Raw genomic sequence first — 20,622 nt, 5'->3', positions numbered from 1 at the left:
TTAAAAGGCTTTCTTGTCTCCTTTAACTGAGTTCCACAAGGTGAGCACAATGATTTTCATATCCAGCAGAAAAGACCAATTCTCCAGGTACCATACGTCAGCTTCAACCCTGGCCATCATGTCATCGGTTGTCTTGGTTTCACCCCTCAAGCCTTTAACCTGGGCCCAGCCGGTGATGCCGGGCTTAAGAAAGTGCCTCACCATAAACTTGTCTATCAGCAGCGAATATTGCTCCGTATGGCTAAGCATATGCGGCCTCGGGCCCACAACCGACATGTTTCCGATCAATACGTTAAAAAATTGAGGTAACTCGTCTAAACTGGTTTTGCGCATAAATTTACCAATGCGTGTTACGCGGTCGTCATCACGGGTAGCCTGCTTCTTGTCAGAGTCATCGTTGATCTTCATGCTTCTGAACTTGTAGCAATTAAAGGTTTTATTATCTCGTCCGGAACGTGCCTGTACGAAAAACACAGGACCTTTGGACTGAAGCTTGATGATTATGGCCAGGATAGGGAAAAGCCAGCTAAACACAAACAGGATTATAAAAAGCGAGAATATGATATCAAACACACGTTTGATAAAGCGGTTCAGAATATTCTCCAGCGGCTCAGGCCTGATAGAGATTACTGGTATGTGCCCAAAGCTCTGTATAGATGTTGGCTTGATACCATAATCGTAGTAATCAGGTACAAACTTAAAACGGATAAGATTTTTATCAGCATCAAGCATGAGCCGCTCAATTTTTTCAGCTTCGGCACTTGGCAGGGTACAAAAAATCTCATCAACCTTGTTAGCTATCACGTAACGAATGCAGTCGCTGGTGCTGCCCAGGTATAAATCCTTGTTTTGAACCACATCAGGATTATCATCAAAAAAACCGATGACATTATAGCCCCGGCTTGGATTGTTCTTAAAGAAATTCTTAAGGTCGTTCCCTATGCGGCCGCCGCCGATAATAATTGCACTCCGCGAGTCAACAAGCAGTGATCTGTCGCTGCGCCTGATACTTAAAAATATCAATTTCCAAAACCCGAGTAAAAAACCAAAAAGCGCAAGTGAATAAAAAAGATATTCCCGGGTTATAAAATAAGCTTTTGTGCCGATCAATATGATGATCGTAAAACATATAAAGCTCACAAAAAGCAGGTAAGTTTTTATTAAACCCCGGTAGGTTTTAATGGAGTCTTTGTTTAAAACGTGTTCGTACAACCCGGTGATATTGGCCGATAAAAGCCATATCAGGTTAAACACAAGCACTACCGGCAAATAAGCTTTGTTACTAATCCATGATATGTATGACTTATCTTCAATTAAGTACGCTATTACCATGCTGAGATTAAGAATTATATAATCGATGGTAAGGTTAACCGCCTTAATAAAAGTAGTATATCTGTGGATCATGAAAAGTAATCAGCTTTAATTAACACTTAAAACCGAGTTACAAAATTTATAATAATATAACTTTTGTATTGAGGATATTAAGCATTAAGCATAGCAAAATTAAGAAAATAACTCTATTACCAATAATGAAGTGTAACAAAAATGAGGCTAAGCTATTATTTGCCCTTACGCTGCATCATTACCTTTATAGTTTTCAGAATAATACTCAGATCGGAATTTAGATTTACATTTTGCAGGTAAATAAGATCGTACCGCATTCTGCTGCACATTTGTTCTACATTCTCTGCATAGCCGTAATGCACCTGCCCCATAGAGGTAATACCGGGCTTAAGATGCATTAACTTTTTGTAATTTGGAGTTTTTGAAAGTATCTTCTCAATATAATGCTGCCTTTCAGGACGCGGACCAACTACTGACATCTCGCCTTTCATCACATTCCAAAATTGCGGCAATTCATCAAGCCTGGTTTTCCTGATAACCCTGCCCCAACGTGTAATACGGGGGTCGGTTGCGCTAGAAAGCTGGGGGCCATTTTTTTCAGCATCTACATACATGCTGCGAAACTTATAGATGTAAAACGGTTTCCCGTTACGTCCGATACGTTCCTGCCTGAAGAAAGCCGGGCCTTTTGATGTGGCCTTGGTTATAACCAGAATAGTTAAAAACACCGGAGCGCCCAACACCATTGTTACTGCAGAAAATAAAATATCAAAACTGCGCTTAAGAACGCGTATTTTCAAACTTATCTCGGGATGTGAAGATATGTGTAATACCGGCACGTTATGATAACTTATCAGCTCAGCATGCGTGCTATTTAATACAAGGTCTGATACTACTTTTACATTTATGGCGTGCTCATCACCAAATTTTAAAATAGAAGTTAACATTTGTCTATCCATTTGCCTGTAACAAATGAATATTTCATGAGGCTGTTTGGATAGGAGTTTTTCAAAAAAGGATTGATCCGAAAGGTTATTCAATTGTGTATCAGATATATAATCGATCATATCATAACCATATTCAGGATGCTGTGAAAATGAATTTACAAGTCGTGATGCGATGGTTCCGTCACCCAGCAAAATAATGCGGCGATGATTGTAACCCTTCATCCTTATATGATCAAGGAAAAGGAAGAGCATTGAGCGCTGAACAAGTATGAATACAAAAAACAGCGAATAGCTTATCATAACATGTGAGCGCGGTATATTATAAATTTTAAAAAAATAAATAATTGCGAAAACGAACAGCAGATGATAAATTAAAGTGAGTAAAAAACGGTTTATGTTGTCGCGAAGGATAAGCGGACGCTTTACAAGATAGTTTCTGGATAGTGCTGATACAATTACCCAGGCAATGTTTACGATGATAATAAACTGCGCAGAGGTGGTATCAGGTATAAATGTGCTGAACTTTATATAATGCGAGGTATACAATGCTACATTGAGCAATAATAAATCGCTCAGGAACACAAATCCAGGAAGAAACTTTGAGTAACGTATCTTCATATATTTAGGTTACGCGTAATATAACTTGGTTCAGAGGGTATAAAAGTAACTTTAATAATACACATTTAGCAATAAATTTTTAATTTATACCAAAATAAATTAACAACAGGCACCGTTGCAGGTACCTTTGTATTAACAAAAGGTGATTCATGCTTGTATATCATGTGTAAACCGGTTAAGTATACTATCAATATCCAGGTGCCTCGTAGCAAACATGCGTGCATTGTATCGCTGTTGATCAATATCCGCGGGCAATGTGAGTATGGTGTCAGCTAATGATTGCGGATTATCAGGATCACAGGTGAATCCTATATTGTTTTTTGTAACGACGTCGTATAATGAGGTATCCGGAAAGGTAGTTACCAAACACGCCCCTCCTACTGCAAGTATATTTGTAAGTTTAGAAGGCAGGGCCAGATCGCTGGCGCTAGACTTTTGTATAATAAGGTGAACATCGCCCATATTTAAAAACTCGTTAAAATGCGCTTTATCCTGCAATGGCAGAAACTTTATATTGGTAAGTGCATACTGTGCAGCTATTTCTTCAAGAGTAACCTTGTATTGCCCCGATCCGCAGATAACAAACTTTATGTGTTTGTGGTTTCGTGAAATATTTGCCGCATGTACAATGATGTCCAAACCTTGTTTTTCCCCTATACCGCCGGAGTACAACAATACAACGTCGTCTGCTGCATACCCCCAATTAATTTTTAATTTATGGCGGTCAGCCATTGGGGTAAAAAAACCTGTATCAACCCAATTTGGAAATGTCAGTATCTCGCGGCCCGACCGGTTAGCCAGTTTTTTTATCATTCCCTCAGAAATGCTGCTCACAAAATCCGCCTGTTTTAATACCCACTTTTCATTCTTGTATAAAATATCAAATAACCAACTGCTTTTTAACATTCCGAGTTCTTGTGCGGTGTCTATTTGTAGATCCTGGATATGATATATTACTTTCGCGCGCTTTATCCATTTGTAAAGCAACGCCCAATACACCGTGTGAAATGGCGGCGCAACAGCCAGCGCGTAATCTATACTACGTTTAAATAGCAGACCTAACAACACAAAAAACGACGTGAATAAAAACGTAAATTCTTGAATAAGGCGCATTTTACCAGTTGGAACCTTTGGTATAAAATGCGGGCACCGGTAAACAGTAAGCAAACCGCTACCGGGCAATCCAAAACTTTTAGTTTCCTTTTTATACCACCGGTTGGTATAAGGCGGCATAACCTTCCAATATGGGTAATGCGGAAACGTGGTTATAACAGTGCAATTATGCCCTTTTTTCACAAGCCATTCAATCATTTCACCATTAAACTTACCAGTAGCAGTAGGTTCGGGATGATAATTGGTTGTGATTAATAAAAAGCTTTTTTTTTGCATTTATACTTTTACGCGATGTTTAACAATCTAATAATTTTTCCTATCGGTAAGAAAAGTCATTAAAGAATCCCAGTTATTAAAAAAAGGATCTGCCGGCTGCAATGCGCTATTACCGTCATACTGGATTGTACCATTAATAAATTGTTCCATCAGTACGGCTAGTTTTGAGGCGTCATTAATAGGGAAATAACTTACTTCATTATAATTTCCCACGGTCTCATCGGCGTAGGGCAACCGTGCAATTAACATTGGTTTGTTAAATTCTTTAAATTCACTTATCGGAAGGCCCCACGATTCTAATTTCGAGGGAAACACCAGGCAATGCGACTGTTTATATAGTTCATTTATACTCTGCCGATCTTGCAAACCAATAAACTTAATGTTGGGTATATGCCTGTAAGTGTCTGCTATTTTTTTGGCATAATTATTTTCTGAACCATCAAGAGTTACCACGACCTGGCATTGCACACCCTTTTTGTTAAGTATTTTTACTGCGTCAAAAAGTACTTCGTAATTCTTATAAACTCTTGGAAACGACGGGTAGAAAAAAGTTGGTACGTTAAAATGTAAATCAAGTTTGGCAATACTTTCAGGGCCGGAGGTAGTAGCAAATATTTCACGAATTGGATATGCTACAATCGTTTTTACATCATAAAGGTCTTCAAATATTTTGCGCAGCCATATTTGCTGTATGATAACATATCTGTTTCTTTTTATGTTTATCCGGTAAAGATATTTATAGAATAAATTAAATAAGGTGAATTTAATATCGGTAAAAAAGTTTTTATAGTCCACATCGTAAAACGCCGCCGAATTGTGACAATACACCACCTGGTAAGGGCAAACTACATTAGCCGTCATATCATGAAGGCCAAACCAAAGGTCGGGCTTGAGTTGTAATGACAGCTTCTTACTGTAAAAATATTCAAATTTAACACGTTTTATCCATGACGACTTAATGTCTGGAAATGCCAGGATTTTTATATGGTCCTTATACTCATCAACCAACGAGGCATTGTGAACCAAAACTGTAATGTCAAGCTCTGTATGTTCTTTTATTTTTATAAGAGCATTCAGGCAATCCTGTAGTACGCTCAGCTTCCCCGAATCAGTCAGATTAACACCTGAAATTACTATTTTAAACATGTTTGTTGTCAGTATTCCTTATGCAGGATTAAATTTGTATTTGATTTTTTTATAAAACAACAGCATAAAATAATACGACACCATCGTTTGTACTAACCCCTTACGTACTATACCGTTTAAAAGCATATTCGCAATCACGCTAAGCCGGCCATTGTTAAAACTGTTTAAATAACTGAATAGTAACGTCTTATTTTGTTGTGACAGGATATCCTGATATTTAATATAAAAGGCCTCAATCATCCTGAGTTTAACCTGCTCGCTCCTGATTTGCTTATCAACTCCGGATGTATAGCGCTTAACCCGGTTATTTAGTTGTTGGTTCCCGATAACATGACCAGATACATTGTTATCATGCTGGCGGTAAAGTATAAGTTCCTCATCAATAAAAACCGTTTTACCAAAAGACGCGGCATAAAGCGCTACCCAATAGTCATGATTTTCTGCAGCGCTACTTATTTCGTCCATACCTTTAACCATTGCACCATTTAACATAATAGTACATCCGAAGGCATAATTTCGCGTTAAAAGATGTTTAAGCTGCATGTTAGGCAGCAGATAGATTTTTTCTGGTAGCTTTTTCTCATTATCATCAACTAGCTCAAGATTACCATAAGCCATAATAGGCATATTAGGATCGGTGAACTCAACTTTTTTAACCAGGTCTAAGGTCTTAGCTATCTTTTGAGGTTTCCAGATATCGTCCTGATCTGTAAACATCAAGTATTTAATCTTTAAATTGGTTTTTGCCCACTTATACAATGCAGCAAAGTTAGTACATGCTCCTTTTTTATTTGTTGGGGTATTTATAACTTTAATCCTTGGGTCAGCCACAGCATATTTCGCTATTATGCTTGCGGTACTATCATCTGATCCGTCGTCCCGTATAATCAACTCCCACATTTCGTGGGTTTGATTTAAAATGCTGTCCAGTTGCCTTACCAGATTTCTCTCGCCATTATAGGTAGCCATTAAAATGGTTACGATATTACTTGTAACGGGAGTTTGATCCATTGTAGAGATGTTCGGTTGATGAGTTAAAAAGGGGTGAGTAATTATTTCTTCAAATAGTTCGGTTTTAAAAGCTTAGCTGTTTTGGTTCGTAAAAACGCGTAAATAAAAACTAAAAATGAAAAATTAGCTTGTATCACTTTTAATTTGTCATCCAGAAAAGGGTCTACCAAACCATTTGATTCGGAGTATCCATCGCCCTCGTAAATACTGATGAGCACCGGCATATACTCAAAACGCAAATCCTTATCGCCATAACATCTGATGTTAAGATCATGGTCGGCCATGCTCTTGTAGTGGATGTTGTACTGGTACTTACGAAGAGCCTGCAGCGGGTAAAAAATCGCCTGATGGCAAATATTTGTTACTGCAAGCTTATAAACCGAATATTTTCCGTTGTAAATTTTTGCCAAATCGTTACGGTAAACGTTGCCGTAATAAATGCACTTTTTGTCGGTAAGCTTGGTTGCTATTTTGTGCATAACATTAAGCAGTATATCACCCGAACCCAAAAAATATATCCAATCACCTTTTACGGCATTGATGCCTTTATTCATAGCATCGTAAATCCCCTTATCGGCTTCACTTACCCAATAGGCAATTTGATCATCATACTTCTTTATTATATCAATAGTACCATCTGTTGATCCACCGTCAATAATACATAACTCAACGTTATTGTAAGTTTGATTGAGAACACTTAAAATAGACTGTTCAATATGATGCGCATCATTATAAACCACTATAATCACACTGATAAGCGGATTAGCGGCGGCATCTGTATTAATAAGTGTTTTAACCTTTTTCATTTCACTTTCCACCTATTACAAATTGCTTTTAACTTACTAATCAGTACAAATGTTAACATCTGTACCAGGGGCAATCATATAAACAAAAGCAGGTATTAATTTAAAAATTTATTCTATAATGCTGATATATAATATTTATAATTTCTTATTTCTTTAATGACAGCTTAGCTAAAAACGGCAAAAAAAGCTGACTGCTTAATGCTGTAATGGTAAACATATTATCAAATATTGAAAAAAAGTATATCATTGATAATATGGATATTCCTATTAGTCCTAAGGGATGCTGCATGGCAAATACAGTATATATTACCGCAAACCCCCATAGTACGAGCAACAAAAATATCATGCCTCCCCAGCCAGCATATAAATAACTGCCTGCCAGCACTGTACAAACAGTTAATGTAGGCACAACTAAATCAGGTTTTTTACGATACTCATGAACCAAAGAATTGTACCTGTTGGATATGGAGTCAAAAAGCATCTCGTTAACAATAAGCGGCCCCACATTAGCAAAAAACTCCGGCGAGTACTGAGATATATTATATTGCAGGTTACCAAGCGGGGATGTAATATACAAATAGCTCCAAAAATACTCATCAGGTATAGGCCCCTCCACAAATGAATCAGACGGTTCTCCAATAAGCAAAATAATTTTACTGCTGTAACCCTCGTCGTCCCCTCCCTCGCCAACTAATACGGCGTTGGTACGTAAGTTACCCATAACGCCAAACAAGAAAGAGATTGATAAAAACGCTAAAACAAAGTATGAAAGGGTTTTAAAATTGAAGCGAGGATTTTTAAAATTTAACCATACTAAAAACATGGTTATCATTGACATTAATACATAACCGCGCGAGTATTGCAACAAGAAAAACATAATGCAATACAAGGCATACCACAAATATTTTCTGTTGCGTGATACAAGAAAAAGATAATAACAATAAACGCTGGTAAAAGAGTTTATGCTAACGGTTAGCACTATTACTGTGGGAATGCCGAATGCGTCCTCCCTAACACCTTTTAGCAAAGGAATACCACTATACGCAAAGTTCAGGAACCATAGCGTTGTGTTAATCAGTAAAAACCATTTGATGTTTGATTCAGCAGGCTGAATACGTTTAGAAGACAACTGCAAGCGGCCAAATATAAAGCCAGTTAACGCAAATAATATTATAGCGATAGATAGCATTATAATCAGATTCGCGTCCAATTCAGGTAATATTGTTGCCCAACCAAATGTGTATAGGGATAGCGTTAACCCCCAGGCTATGGCAAAAATTGTAAACGGATTAGCAATCTTTTTTAAATAAAATCTCATATCAATCTGGTCACACGCCTATTAACTCGTAGCTAGCGTTTTAGGCGCATTAGTCTTTGTCAGTGTTCCTGTGTAATAATTTTTGTGTAATTAATTTTAGGTTCTTATTTAAGAATATATTGGGTATAAATATTACTAAGTAAATAACGATGTTAATAAGCAGTGTTTTTAGATTATACTGGATATTAAAGTGATTGAATATATAAACAGTTACAGCGCAATAAACAACACTTATTAAGAAAAATACAGCATCTTCCTTTATCGAAAACACATCACGGAATTTCACTTTAATACCTTTTTGATATAAAATAATCAAAGCCAGCGAACCTACTGCGTATGATATGCCCCATGACAATATCACACCCTTACCACCCCACAAAAATCCAAGTAATATGCCGCCTGTAATATTGGCTACAGCGATAAAGAAATTTATCATCACCAGCAAGTTCATTTTACCCTCGCCTAGTGAGCAAAAAAAGGCTGGGCCGCTAAGAATATTCACGAATAGCGAGATAGACAGAACACAAAGGGGAAACACGAATTTCGGTTCTTGATGTCCTATCCAAAAGAAAGAAATAAGGGAACCAAAGCCTAAAATAGCCGATATCAAAAATATATTGGCTGTTAGCGTGATTGATAAGGCTTTGCGGTAAAGTGACCTTACCTCATCCATGTGATTTTGTGCTGCATGGGCAATTACCGGGATTAATACCTGGTTAGCATTGGCAATTAAGCCCCGCAGCTGGTTTACAAGCCGTGTAGCCATATCATAATAAGCTGCCGCCGGTAGCCCTGCAAATTTTGTAAGCAATGTTTTTGTGGCAGGTTCGTACAGCATTTGAAATATGGATACAACCTGAAATTTTGATCCATAAGCAATAATTTCTTTAAAAATTGCTTTGTCCCAGTTCCACTTGAAAATGTTGAAGTCCTTTAGCAATGATTTGCCTGTGAAAAAACCGGCTATACTTATAAGTGACGATTGTACAACTTGTGCGTAGGCTACCCCTACCAGCCCATATTTGGGTACAAGTACAAAGGTCAACACCAAAAACAGCAGGTTATTCACTATATAAATGATATTGCGTATATAGTTACGCTGCGACCCTTCAAGGATGGATATAAACACCCCGCCAAGCTCATTAATAAAAAGACATAATAACGAATATGGCAGTATGCGTAAAGCAAGCTGCACGTAATCCTTGTCAATTTCAACAACATGCTCGATGATGAACCATCCAAAGGCATAGGCCACCATTATAAGCGCCGCAAAAAATACAATAAGTGATATAAGCGATGTAAATATTAGCTTATTTAACTCTTCATGGTTAGCCTTTAATCTGTAATCGGCCACAAATTTCACCAGGCTTGACGTAATACCGAAATTTGCAAGGCTGGCAATTGATGAAGTAGAAAGCACGAGTGTATATACACCCAGTTGCGACTCGCCCAACGTGCGCAGTAAGTATATGTATAAAAAAACGTAGCTTACACCTACAACTATAACCTGTGCTGTTGCAGCTATAGCGTTTATTACAATTCGTTTATGTGACAGCTCTTCTGGCATCGTTTGGCGCTGGGCTACTGATTAAAGATTATAAATAGATTATCTTTAATGTTATGCTTTACCGGCTATTTTTCTGAAAGTTAATATTGATATAGATAGTCCTACCCCGAATATGAATCCAAGAATTACCGCCAAAGGTTTACTAAGCTTTTTCACTTCGAGTGGTAATACCGGTTTATCCAAAAAATCTATCAAAGGAGTGTCCTGGGTTAATGAAACTTTCGCTAGTTCCAAACTCTTACTTATTTCAACCAGTGATCTTGAATACAGTTCCACATCAACCATACGCCGCTCTGAATTTACCCTTAAACTTTTTCGCATAGGGTTTGGATTAGGTGTAGCATCTGCAGAGTAAGCAACGGATGACATCGCTATATCTAACTTTCTTTTAATGGAATCTGCCTGCATGGATAATTTGTTAACATTACTGGCAGCCTTTTTTGTCTTAACAGTAACATAATATTCCATTGCGTTAGCTACCAGCGCTTCAACAAAATTCTTGGCAAATAACTCGTCCTTATCAGTAAAAGATAGTAAAACAATGGTGGATTTTTTATCCCACCTGTCCAGCGTCAGGTTTTTATCGGATATCTGATGATAAAATACATTAAGTATACTGTCGTGCGCTCTGGTTAAATTTTTATCACTTGTAAACTTAATGTGTTTAAGCTTTTTACTTTTAGCCCACTTCTTGTCGTACTCGTAAAACTTTATATAATGGTTTAATAGCAATTCAGGTCCATCTTTAAATTGTGCTGTAGTAAACAACGTTTTTTGAACCATCAGCCGTGATGTTAAAAACGGAACCATATTAAAGCCCGACCAAATTTCTTTGCCTCCGCCGGCACCTCCACCCAAACCAAATTGAGAGGCTAATCCCGATAATCCGCCCGGCTTAGTCTCCTCGTGTACGAGGAATGTCATCTTAGCAGTGTATTTGGGAGCTTTTTTAAATGAAAGCCCCAACCCTATCAGACCAAATATTAACCCATAAATAAGAGTTTTAATACGGTGTTTTTTTAAATACCTTAAATACGATTTGGTTTTTTCCAGTAATTCCTCTACTGTGTATTCACTTGAGTTTGTTGTAGTTTTTTCCTGTTCGTTTTGTGTCATGATGAACAAATGCCTTAAGTTAAAAATGCCGGTTTTGCACTAAATTCGCTTTAAGTTTCCAATTAACGCCTGGTGTAAACAAGCACAAGTAGCGCTAGAGACGCGATTGATGAACCGATGCCCAACACCTCTTGTATGGTCACTTTTTTGGTCAACGGCTTCTTAGGAACGTTTACCTCACTGCCGGGTTTAACTTTAGGATTAACATTGAAAAACAAGAATTTTTTTGTGCCTTTAACCGTACCATTCGGATAGACTACATAGGCATGTCTCTTGTCTGCGTCTGGTGAATATCCACCTGCACTGAGTACATATCCTCGCATGCTTTCACTTTTATCGTATACCACCGCGCTTGGATACAGTACTTCGCCATTTACGCGCACTACCTGCTGCTGTTTTGGTATTCTTAATATGTCACCATCTTCCATCAATAAATCGGTATCTTTTCCTGGGTTCTCTAATATACCTCTCAGATCTATACCCACATATTCATTTTTAATTCTTAAGTCTTTCGCACTGGTTGTGTCTTTATACGTGCCACTCAACCGGGTAAGCCTCTCTAATCTCTCCTTCTGCAACTCCACGGTGTCAATAATACTTTCTTTATCTGCTCCAAACAAATTAGTACGTTTTAACGAGCCTCCATCAGGGTCAGCAGATGCGGTAAGACCACCTGCGCGCGCCAGCACATCAGATATCTTTTCGTTTTTGCGCTGTATGGTATAATAACCAGGGTAAAGTACCTCCCCTTCTACTTTAACAGTGCGTTGAGTTTCATATCCTGGTAAACTGTAAACCGATACGATGTCGTAAGGTCTGAGTTTGAAGTTTACGTCGGCCTTCAGCTGCGGATCAAGGTTTACAGTAAAAACCTGTGATATCATGCTATTTTTTGAGTTAGGGTTACTGTTTTGAATGCGCCGAGCTATTTCAACACGTTTTGCGCTGGCCCCTTCTGTAAAGCCGCCTGCTTTTATAACAAGATCCTCAACACTTATGCTGTCAGCGTAATCAAAATCGCCTGGCTTTCTAACTTGCCCTTTAATAGTAACAAAGTATTTGTTACGCAAGTCAAATATTGATGTAATCACCACCTTGTCTTCGCGTTGTAACAATATCTCAGGCGCAGTTTTATTGATAATATCCTGTACACTAAAGGATATGTACTCAGGGGTGTTGTCAGCCTTAAGCCTCGTGATGCTACCGCGGCCGGTAAAGGCATCTTCTTTTAATCCAGATGCTTTTTCAATTAATCGTTGTAAAGTTAACCCTTTTTCAAGCTCATACTCGCCGGGTCTGAAAACTGCCCCACTAATTGTTACCCTGTTTTCAAAACGTTCTAATATGCGCTGCACAACATATTTATCGCCCCGTAATGGGATATAGTTTGCAAAGTCACTTTCAAAAACATCGGTTAAACGGCGCTGCTGATCGCTAACCTGTAAAACTTTTACCCGTGCTGTATACGCCCTGTCGCTGAAACCGCCGGCAAACGTAATAACATCTTGTAATGATTCGCCCGGCAGTACCTCAAATAATGCAGGCCTTTTAACTTCCCCTGCAACTTCAACTCTGGTGCGGTAAGTTGCTACCCTAATTATGTCCTGATCCTGCAAAACTATGTTGTTGCTTTGCTGACCTTTTAAAAGAAAATCGTAAACATCCAGCTTTCTTATAATCCTGTTATTCCTGATAACTTCGATTTGCCTGAACGTACCGTTATCATTAGGACCACCGGCAACATATAAGGCATTAAATACTGTAGCCAGTGATGGCAAAGTGTAAGTGCCCGGTCTCATTACCTCGCCAACCAAAATAACTTTTATGCTACGGATATTGCCCAGCGTTACTGACACGTTAGTACCACGCCCAATTGCATAATTATTAGCTATCAGTTTTGATTTTATAGCCGCTGTAGCTTGTTCAATAGTTTTACCTGACACACTTAAAAGTCCCGCCCCCGGGATACTGATATTACCTTCGGGCGACACGTTAAGATTCCAGCTAACGGTAGACGCACCATAAACCTGGATGCTCACCTGGTCATCAGGCCCTAGCACATAATTTTGCGGTGTAGCTAACTTTAAATTAGGTTCAAATGAGTTATTGTTACTTCTAAAAAGATCTGCACCAAAAATTTTAGGTCCCATAGCAATATCAACTGCTTTAGGATTGCTTGCTGTATCTGGTTTATAGTTTAAGCGGCGCTGCGTGCCTTTTGTAGATGTGTCATTAACGGTATTACTCTCACGCATGCTGCTCATGCGCAATTGCAAACTGCGAGCCTGATCAGACGATAGCCCCCTCGACTTCAACCCTTCCAACAGTTCCTGATCAGAAATACCGTTGGCCTCCTGCTGTTCTATCATTGATTTTATTTGCGCATCAGAGAGTTCACTTGCATCGACACCTGATAAATCTGATAAACTTTGTGCTAACGCCGGCCGGCTGGCCAAAAAACAAAACAAGAGGACAAGAACAGTAAATCCTTTTTTCAAATAAGCCATAAAAAATTGGGTAATAATAGTAATCTATAGGTGTATAATTTATAGTGGTTTAAAATTTTGCTAAGTGCAATTATAACTAATTTCTATGTATAAGCAACATTTAAAATAAAATCACAAACGGCCGTTTATAAGGCTTTGATCTAGCATTCCTTTTATATCGTAAAGCACTGAATTGGGCGTTTTTTTAAGTATTTTATAATCTAAATCAAGAAATTCCCGGTGTGATACGGCTATTATAATTGCATCATAACTTCCGGTTAACTTGTCAATACAACTGCTTGTATTTATGTTATATTCTCTACTAACTTCAGCTGGATCGGCCCATGGATCATATACTTCATAATTGGTTTCAAACTCATCAAGAACCTTAACGATATCTATCACCCTTGTATTGCGTACATCAGGACAATTTTCTTTAAACGTGAAACCCAGTACCAGGACATTAGCATTTTTCACCATGATACCGGCCTTTACCATCAACTTTATTACTTCGAGCGCTACGTAAGTACCCATACCATCATTGAGCCTGCGACCGGCAAGTATTATTTCGGGATGATAGCCAACTTCCTGTGCTTTTTGAGCTAAATAATATGGGTCAACACCGGTACAGTGCCCGCCTACCAGACCGGGCCTGAACTTTAAAAAATTCCATTTTGTCCCTGCAGCCGCCAACACATCATGGGTATCGATATCCAAAAGATTGAAGATTTTAGCAAGCTCATTTACAAAAGCGATATTTATATCGCGCTGCGCATTTTCAATTACCTTACAGGCTTCTGCTACTTTAATACTTGGCGCCTTGTGTGTGCCGGCAGTTATTATGCTGCGATATAAACTGTCAACAAAGTCTGCTGTGGCAGGGCTAGAACCGGATGTAACTTTTAAAATATTAGTTAGCGTATGCTCCTTATCACCCGGATTGATCCGTTCAGGCGAATATCCTGCAAAAAAATCACTGTTATACCTTAAGCCCGAATTACTCTCCAAAATCGGCACGCAAATTTCCTCGGTAACACCCGGATAAACAGTCGATTCATAAATTACAACATCGCCTTTTGCCAAAACTTTGGCTATGGTTTCACTGGCGCTTCTCAGCAGGCTAAGATCAGGGCGGTTATGATTATCTGTTGGTGTTGGCACCGCTACTATGTAAACGGTACACTCCTTTAAATCCCCTGAGTTGCTTGTAAAGCTTAGCCCGACATTATCTTGGCCATTTGTTAGTACCGAAAGCAGGTCGGCACTATCTATCTCCAGTGTTCGGTCATGGCCTTTACTTAATTCGTTTATACGCCATTGATTTACATCATAGCCGGTAACCGGATACTTACGGGCAAATTCAACCGCAAGTGGCAACCCAACGTAGCCAAGGCCAATAATAGCGATACTGATATTTTGAGAGGGTGTAATCTGGTTTTGGTTATCCGGCATTATCACGTGCACTTTTCAGGCGCCTAATATAGTTAAATAATCGTTTATTGGTTGTAAATTTGATATATACCTTCTATCCTTCGTTCAGCAGCGTCACCAACCAATACAGAAGCAATTTTTCTTTCGATCATCAAATGTTCAGCCTGACTTATCAGTTCATCTCCGTTAATGATAATCGGCGAAGATGTCATCATACTTTCAATGGTTAACTGCGTTGTGTCGGCATTACGCAAAAGGGCACGCCGCAGGTCTCCATCCGTTATAATACCTTCAGCGTAATTTTGGCTACCAACTATTACCATACCCAGCCGGCCCTCAGACATACGCAAAAGCAAATCAGTAAAACCAGCGTCCTTATTTATGTACGGCAGATTGTCTGTACGCATCCGATCCTTTACCTTAACAAGTAATTTTCGGCCGAGGCTCCCCCCCGGATGAAATCTCGCAAAATCTTCCTGTTTAAAGTTTCGCGCCTCCATTAATGCTACAGCAAGCGCATCACCCATAACAAGTGTGGCCGTAGTTGACGATGTAGGTGCAAGCTCCAGCGGGCATGCCTCACGGGTAATACGTATGTTAAGGTGATGATGGCTGTTTTTTGCTATCGTTGATTCGGGATTTCCGGTTATGCCGATCACTTTGTTGTTATTCCATTTAAGAAAAGGAATCAATTTGAGCACCTCGTCGGTTTCTCCGGAATAGGATATCAGTATGATAATATCATTTGAGCCAACCATGCCCAGGTCGCCATGGAAAGCTTCGGCCGGATGCAGGAAAAAACTGGGTGTACCTGTACTGGCAAGGGTAGCGGCTATTTTTTTGCCGATCAATCCCGATTTACCCACGCCCGTAATTATTGTTTTTCCAGTGCTGCTTATTATCGCTTTAGCAGCAGCATTAAACGCATCGTCCAACAGCGCAGCCACATGCCGTAATGACTCAATTTCTATTTCAAAAACCTGCTTAGCTTTCTCTATCATTTGTTTTCACTTATACCAGCGGCGCCATTACTTTTTCAAGATCATGTAATTTCACCATATTAGGTCCGTCGCTCCATGCGTTATCCGGGTCAGGGTGTATTTCCATAAAATAGCCATCGGCCCCAAAAGCTTTAGCTGCAACGGCCATCATCGGTACAAATGTACGGTCGCCGCCGGTTTTACCCCCTGCCCCGCCCGGGCGTTGTACCGAGTGAGTGCAATCCATACATACCGGGTAACCAAATGCCTTCATGTCATATATGTTTCTAAAGTCAACAGCGAGGTTATTATACCCGTACATGTTACCGCGTTCGGTAAGTATTACTTGCGTATTACCAGAGTCAACTACTTTTTGTGCAGGGTAAAACATATCAGCACCTGACAGGAACTGGGCTTTTTTAACGTTAACTATTTTACCGGTATTTGCGGCCGCAATAAGCAGGTCAGTTTGCCGGCATAAAAAAGCGGGTATTTGCAAAATATCAAAAACCTCCGCGGCCTTTGCAGCCTGGTAGCTTTCATGAATGTCTGTAGTAAGCGGTAAACCAAAACGGTCTTTTACATTTTGCATCATTTCAAGGCCTTTGTCAAGGCCCGGTCCGCGTTTTGCGTTTATAGAGGTGCGGTTTGCTTTATCAAATGACGCTTTGAATATCACCGGCACGTTAAATTTTGCACCGGCCCCGGCAACTTTCTCAGCTACCTGGTATAAAAGTTCCTGGCTCTCCATTACACATGGACCCAATATAAAAAACGGCTTCTGCCGCATCTGCTCGTAAAGTGTACTCATAATTTAAGCAAATATGCTAAAAAGGGTTGAATATGTTAATTTGTCAATATTTGTTGCTCTTGTATCACGGCTGGCTAAAAGGCCACGTACCAATTATATGCCCTGCGCTATTACAAAACCGCTTGCCCAGGCCCATTGAAAATTGTATCCGCCAAGCCAGCCGGTAACATCTACGCATTCACCCCCGAAATAGAGCCCGGGTATGCTCTTCGCTTCAAGAGTTCGTGATGAAAGCTCACCGGTTGATACGCCGCCCCGCATTACCTCTGCTTTATCGTAGCCCTTGTCTCCAGCCGGCTTTACCCGGAAGTTGTGTATCAGCTTATTAATAGCATCCAAGTCGACTTTTGATAGAGATGCGAGGTTTTTTTCCATCGGCAGCCTATTGCTCAATGCGTCGGCAAACTTACGTGTATACAGGCTGGCTAATAAATTCAACAGCATTTTTTTTCCGTTCAGTTCCCGTTCACGTAATATTAAAGTGGTGATGTTTTGGTTTGGCAACAGGTCTATATAAATATCCTCACCAGGTTTCCAGTAAGACGATATTTGCAATATTGCCGGGCCGCTTAGGCCCCAATGGGTAAAAAGAATATTTTCTTCAAAACTTATCCGGCTGTTCCACACTCTGCAAAAAATACTATTACCAGACAGCTGTTCATACCAGGGTTGATCTTTACCGGTAATAGTGAGCGGCACCAGCGCAGGTGCGGTATCAACAACAGATAAACCAAATTTTCGCGCTATACGCAATCCTAAATCTGTAGCTCCAAGCTTCTGTACCGGCAAACCGCCCGAAGCGACAACAACTTTTGGTACGGATATTTTCTTCTCTTCACCATAGCGCTGGTAAGTAATTATAAAATTACCATGCGCATATTCTATATCTGTTACCGATGCGTCACACCATATTTCCTGATCCAGATCATTACACAAATTCGTAAATACATTAACGATATCCTTTGCCTTGTCGGTCACCGGAAAAAGCTGGCCCAAGGTTTTCTCTTTGCCGTAGATACCATAGGTGTTAAAAAAACTGATCGTATCATCTACCGTCCATTGTGCAAAAGCAGACTTACAGAAGTGCTCATTTTGTGATATAAATTGCTGTGCCGACGCATATAGATTGGTATAATTACAGCGGCCGCCCCCGCTGATAAGTACTTTAGCCCCCACGCGATCATTTTTTTCGAGTATTAGGGTACGTTTTCCTAAAAAGCCCGCCTGAGCGGCACACATCAGTCCGCAAGCGCCGCCGCCAATTATTATAGCGTCAAAATCTGTTTGTTTTATTAAATTTGCTGTCATGCACGAGGTTTCGCAAATATCAGAATTTGGAAAGATACTTATATTTTTAATTACAGGCGTTTTAGCGGTAGGCTTTACCTTTTTTATAAACCGCCTGTTAGCGCCTAATAATCCTACTGCCGAAAAATTAACCTCGTACGAATGCGGTGAGGAACCTACAGGAAACGCCTGGCTGCCATTTAACCCGCGTTTTTATGTAATTGCACTTGTTTTCCTGCTCTTTGATGTCGAGATGGTGTTTATCTTTCCGTGGGCTACTGTTTTCGGTAATCATGAAATCATTGCCGCAGACGCTCGCTGGGGATGGTTTTCATTTGCCGAGATGTTTATTTTTTTAGGAATACTGATATTAGGCCTGGCATATGTTTGGCGTAAAGGCGATCTCGACTGGATAAAACCAAAACAGGTTATACCTACAACTGGTGTACATATCCCGCAACATGCATATGATAACGTGAATGTGCAGCAGAACGCTTATAAAACAAGGGCTTTTGTTACCGACCAGGTGGAAAAAGTTGCCGAAGTTGTTCCCGAGATCTCGTCCGGCGATTCGCGAGTTATAAAAAAGCCTATGTTTAAACCAACGTTTAAAAAATCCTGATGATGACGCCCGACCTGACCAGTGAAAACGGTGGAATAGTTGTTACCAAAATGAATGACCTGATGAATTGGGCGCGTATGTCGTCATTATGGCCGTTAAGCTTTGGTATCGCCTGCTGCGCTATAGAAATGATGGGCTCAATGGCTTCTACCTATGACCTTGACAGGTTTGGTGTGTTTCCACGCCCTTCTGCCCGGCAAGCTGATGTTATTATTATAGCCGGTACCGTTACCTTTAAAATGGCTGAGCGCATCAAACGCCTTTATGAGCAAATGCCCGAGCCAAAATATGTTATCTCAATGGGCTCGTGCTCCAATTGCGGGGGTCCCTACTGGCGACATGGCTATCATGTAGTTAAAGGTGTTGACCGTGTTATACCAGTTGACGTTTATGTGCAAGGCTGCCCGCCAAGGCCGGAAGCGTTGATAGGCGCAATTTTAGAACTTCAGAAAAAAATAGAAACGGAGCAGCTGATAAAAGCCTGATCTGCGGTGGACAGAAGCTACTCCCGCTAAACAAAAAAACTTCATCACAGTTATACATAGCAATATGCTTTCAGCCTTAATTATTGCAAGTTATCTTCTCGTTGTGGTTATTTGTTTACCGCTTGTAAAAAACAACTACTGGATTTTCCGGTCGCTTGAGTATCCACGTGCGCAGAAGTTTGTACTTTGTATTATAATATTGGCCGGCTGGATAGTTTATTATGCGGCTTACCGCACAGTTGATATCTATGCTGTGGCAGGGCTAACTGCAGCTACCATTTATCTCGCTTTTAAAATATACAATTACACCATCTTTTCGTACAAAGAAATAAGAACTATCAACAGTCGTAACCCATCTAACGAGTTAAAGGTGTTTTCTGCCAATGTATACCAGGATAACAAAGATTACGATAAATTACTGGCGCAAATAAAGGCAACCGATCCTGACATTATTTTGCTTTTGGAAACAGATTTAAAATGGGAATACGGTGTAAAACAATTGGAAGAAGATTATCCTTTTACTTTAAAAGCGCCGTTAGCCAATACCTACGGCCTGCTATTTTACAGCAGATTTCAGTTAAGCTCGGCTAAGGTAAATTACCTGGTAAAAAACGATATACCGTCAATTGAGGCATTGGTACACCTGCCGTCGGGCGTAAAAGTCCAAATATGGGGATTGCATCCGGAGCCCCCGGTGCCCGGCGAAAGCCTGCATACTACCGCGAAAGATAAAGAATTGATGCGCGTTGCCATAAAAGCCCGCGATACTAAAGCACCTGTAATTGTTATGGGCGACCTGAATGATGTAGCCTGGAGTTATACTACTACACTTTTTGAAAAAGTAAGCATGTTGCTTGACGTACGTAAGGGCCGGGGCTTCTACAGTACCTTTTCTGCAAACCATTGGTTTATGCGTTTCCCCCTTGATTACATCTTTTGCTCAGCCGAGTTTGGATTGATCGATATGAAAAGGCTGGGGCACAACGGCTCCGACCATTTCCCGATTTTTACACATCTTATTTACAATAAACGGCTTGAACACATACAGGAAGGGCCGCATGCCGATAAGGACGACATGAAGGAAGTAAAAGAGATTTTAGATAAAGATGTAGACCCTGAGGATTAGGCACCCCTCCCCTGACAAACCGACGTTGTGCAGAGTTCGCCACCGCTACACAATGCTATTGTATCTTTCTGCTTAAAACTTATTAAAGATCTGATGTTATTTGTTGCGTATTACGGCCAATCTATTATCTTT

Annotated in this window: 17 protein-coding genes; 3 read left to right on the top strand and 14 right to left on the bottom strand. The window is 39.9% G+C overall.

Going from position 1 to position 20,622, the window contains the following annotated elements; all coding sequences use genetic code 11:
* The 14 genes from DJ568_RS03930 to DJ568_RS03865 form a co-directional block, all read right to left on the bottom strand.
* Positions 1-1,404 carry an undecaprenyl-phosphate glucose phosphotransferase gene (locus DJ568_RS03930; protein WP_114003947.1) on the bottom strand — a complete coding sequence of 468 codons (1,404 nt, stop codon included), beginning with the start codon at positions 1,402-1,404 and terminating at the stop codon, positions 1-3.
* A 155-nt stretch (positions 1,405-1,559) separates the two neighbouring features.
* Positions 1,560-2,909 carry a sugar transferase gene (locus DJ568_RS03925; RefSeq protein WP_114003946.1) on the bottom strand — a complete coding sequence of 450 codons (1,350 nt, stop codon included), beginning with the start codon at positions 2,907-2,909 and terminating at the stop codon, positions 1,560-1,562.
* A gap of 147 nt (positions 2,910-3,056) precedes the next feature.
* Positions 3,057-4,298, bottom strand: a complete 1,242-nt coding sequence (locus DJ568_RS03920; RefSeq protein ID WP_114003945.1) for a WcaI family glycosyltransferase — start codon at positions 4,296-4,298, stop codon at positions 3,057-3,059.
* A 27-nt stretch (positions 4,299-4,325) separates the two neighbouring features.
* Positions 4,326-5,444: a glycosyltransferase gene (locus tag DJ568_RS03915; protein WP_114003944.1), complete on the bottom strand. Its 1,119-nt coding sequence runs from the start codon at positions 5,442-5,444 to the stop codon at positions 4,326-4,328.
* 18 nt (positions 5,445-5,462) lie between these two features.
* Positions 5,463-6,455: a glycosyltransferase gene (locus DJ568_RS03910; RefSeq protein ID WP_114003943.1), complete on the bottom strand. Its 993-nt coding sequence runs from the start codon at positions 6,453-6,455 to the stop codon at positions 5,463-5,465.
* A 41-nt stretch (positions 6,456-6,496) separates the two neighbouring features.
* Entirely contained in the window at positions 6,497-7,261 is a 765-nt protein-coding gene (locus DJ568_RS03905; protein ID WP_114003942.1) for a glycosyltransferase family 2 protein, read from the bottom strand.
* A gap of 145 nt (positions 7,262-7,406) precedes the next feature.
* On the bottom strand, positions 7,407-8,579 hold the full coding sequence (locus DJ568_RS03900) for an O-antigen polymerase (RefSeq protein ID WP_114003941.1): 1,173 nt from the start codon (positions 8,577-8,579) through the stop codon (positions 7,407-7,409).
* 49 nt (positions 8,580-8,628) lie between these two features.
* Positions 8,629-10,146, bottom strand: a complete 1,518-nt coding sequence (locus tag DJ568_RS03895) for an oligosaccharide flippase family protein (protein WP_114003940.1) — start codon at positions 10,144-10,146, stop codon at positions 8,629-8,631.
* A 51-nt stretch (positions 10,147-10,197) separates the two neighbouring features.
* The gene (locus DJ568_RS03890) at positions 10,198-11,262 is read right to left on the bottom strand and encodes a GumC domain-containing protein (protein WP_114003939.1); all 1,065 of its coding nucleotides are present in this window, start codon (positions 11,260-11,262) and stop codon (positions 10,198-10,200) included.
* Positions 11,263-11,324: 62 nt separating this feature from the next.
* A complete protein-coding gene (locus DJ568_RS03885) occupies positions 11,325-13,769 on the bottom strand; it encodes an SLBB domain-containing protein (RefSeq protein WP_114003938.1) in 2,445 nt (814 codons plus the stop codon).
* Positions 13,770-13,880: 111 nt separating this feature from the next.
* Positions 13,881-15,200, bottom strand: coding sequence for a nucleotide sugar dehydrogenase (locus DJ568_RS03880; protein WP_114003937.1), 1,320 nt, complete (start codon positions 15,198-15,200; stop codon positions 13,881-13,883).
* Positions 15,201-15,244: 44 nt separating this feature from the next.
* Positions 15,245-16,180 carry a KpsF/GutQ family sugar-phosphate isomerase gene (locus tag DJ568_RS03875; protein ID WP_114003936.1) on the bottom strand — a complete coding sequence of 312 codons (936 nt, stop codon included), beginning with the start codon at positions 16,178-16,180 and terminating at the stop codon, positions 15,245-15,247.
* A 10-nt stretch (positions 16,181-16,190) separates the two neighbouring features.
* On the bottom strand, positions 16,191-16,970 hold the full coding sequence (gene kdsA, locus DJ568_RS03870) for a 3-deoxy-8-phosphooctulonate synthase (protein ID WP_199560849.1): 780 nt from the start codon (positions 16,968-16,970) through the stop codon (positions 16,191-16,193).
* A 93-nt stretch (positions 16,971-17,063) separates the two neighbouring features.
* Complete coding sequence (locus tag DJ568_RS03865; protein ID WP_114003935.1) at positions 17,064-18,278, bottom strand: BaiN/RdsA family NAD(P)/FAD-dependent oxidoreductase; 1,215 nt, start codon at positions 18,276-18,278, stop codon at positions 17,064-17,066.
* Here DJ568_RS03865 and DJ568_RS03860 point away from each other — a divergent pair.
* From DJ568_RS03860 to DJ568_RS03850, 3 genes are all read left to right on the top strand, one after another.
* Positions 18,277-18,879, top strand: a complete 603-nt coding sequence (locus tag DJ568_RS03860; RefSeq protein WP_114003934.1) for an NADH-quinone oxidoreductase subunit A — start codon at positions 18,277-18,279, stop codon at positions 18,877-18,879. The two genes, DJ568_RS03865 and DJ568_RS03860, sit on opposite strands and share 2 nt — an antisense overlap.
* Positions 18,880-18,881: 2 nt before the next feature.
* Complete coding sequence (locus DJ568_RS03855) at positions 18,882-19,364, top strand: NADH-quinone oxidoreductase subunit B (RefSeq protein WP_114003933.1); 483 nt, start codon at positions 18,882-18,884, stop codon at positions 19,362-19,364.
* 64 nt (positions 19,365-19,428) lie between these two features.
* Complete coding sequence (locus tag DJ568_RS03850) at positions 19,429-20,490, top strand: endonuclease/exonuclease/phosphatase family protein (protein ID WP_114003932.1); 1,062 nt, start codon at positions 19,429-19,431, stop codon at positions 20,488-20,490.
* The last annotated feature ends 132 nt before the right edge of the window (positions 20,491-20,622 follow it).

The sequence above is a fragment of the Mucilaginibacter hurinus genome, assembly GCF_003324525.1.
Lineage (GTDB): Bacteria > Bacteroidota > Bacteroidia > Sphingobacteriales > Sphingobacteriaceae > Mucilaginibacter > Mucilaginibacter hurinus.
This window is presented reverse-complemented; position numbering and strand designations above follow the sequence as displayed.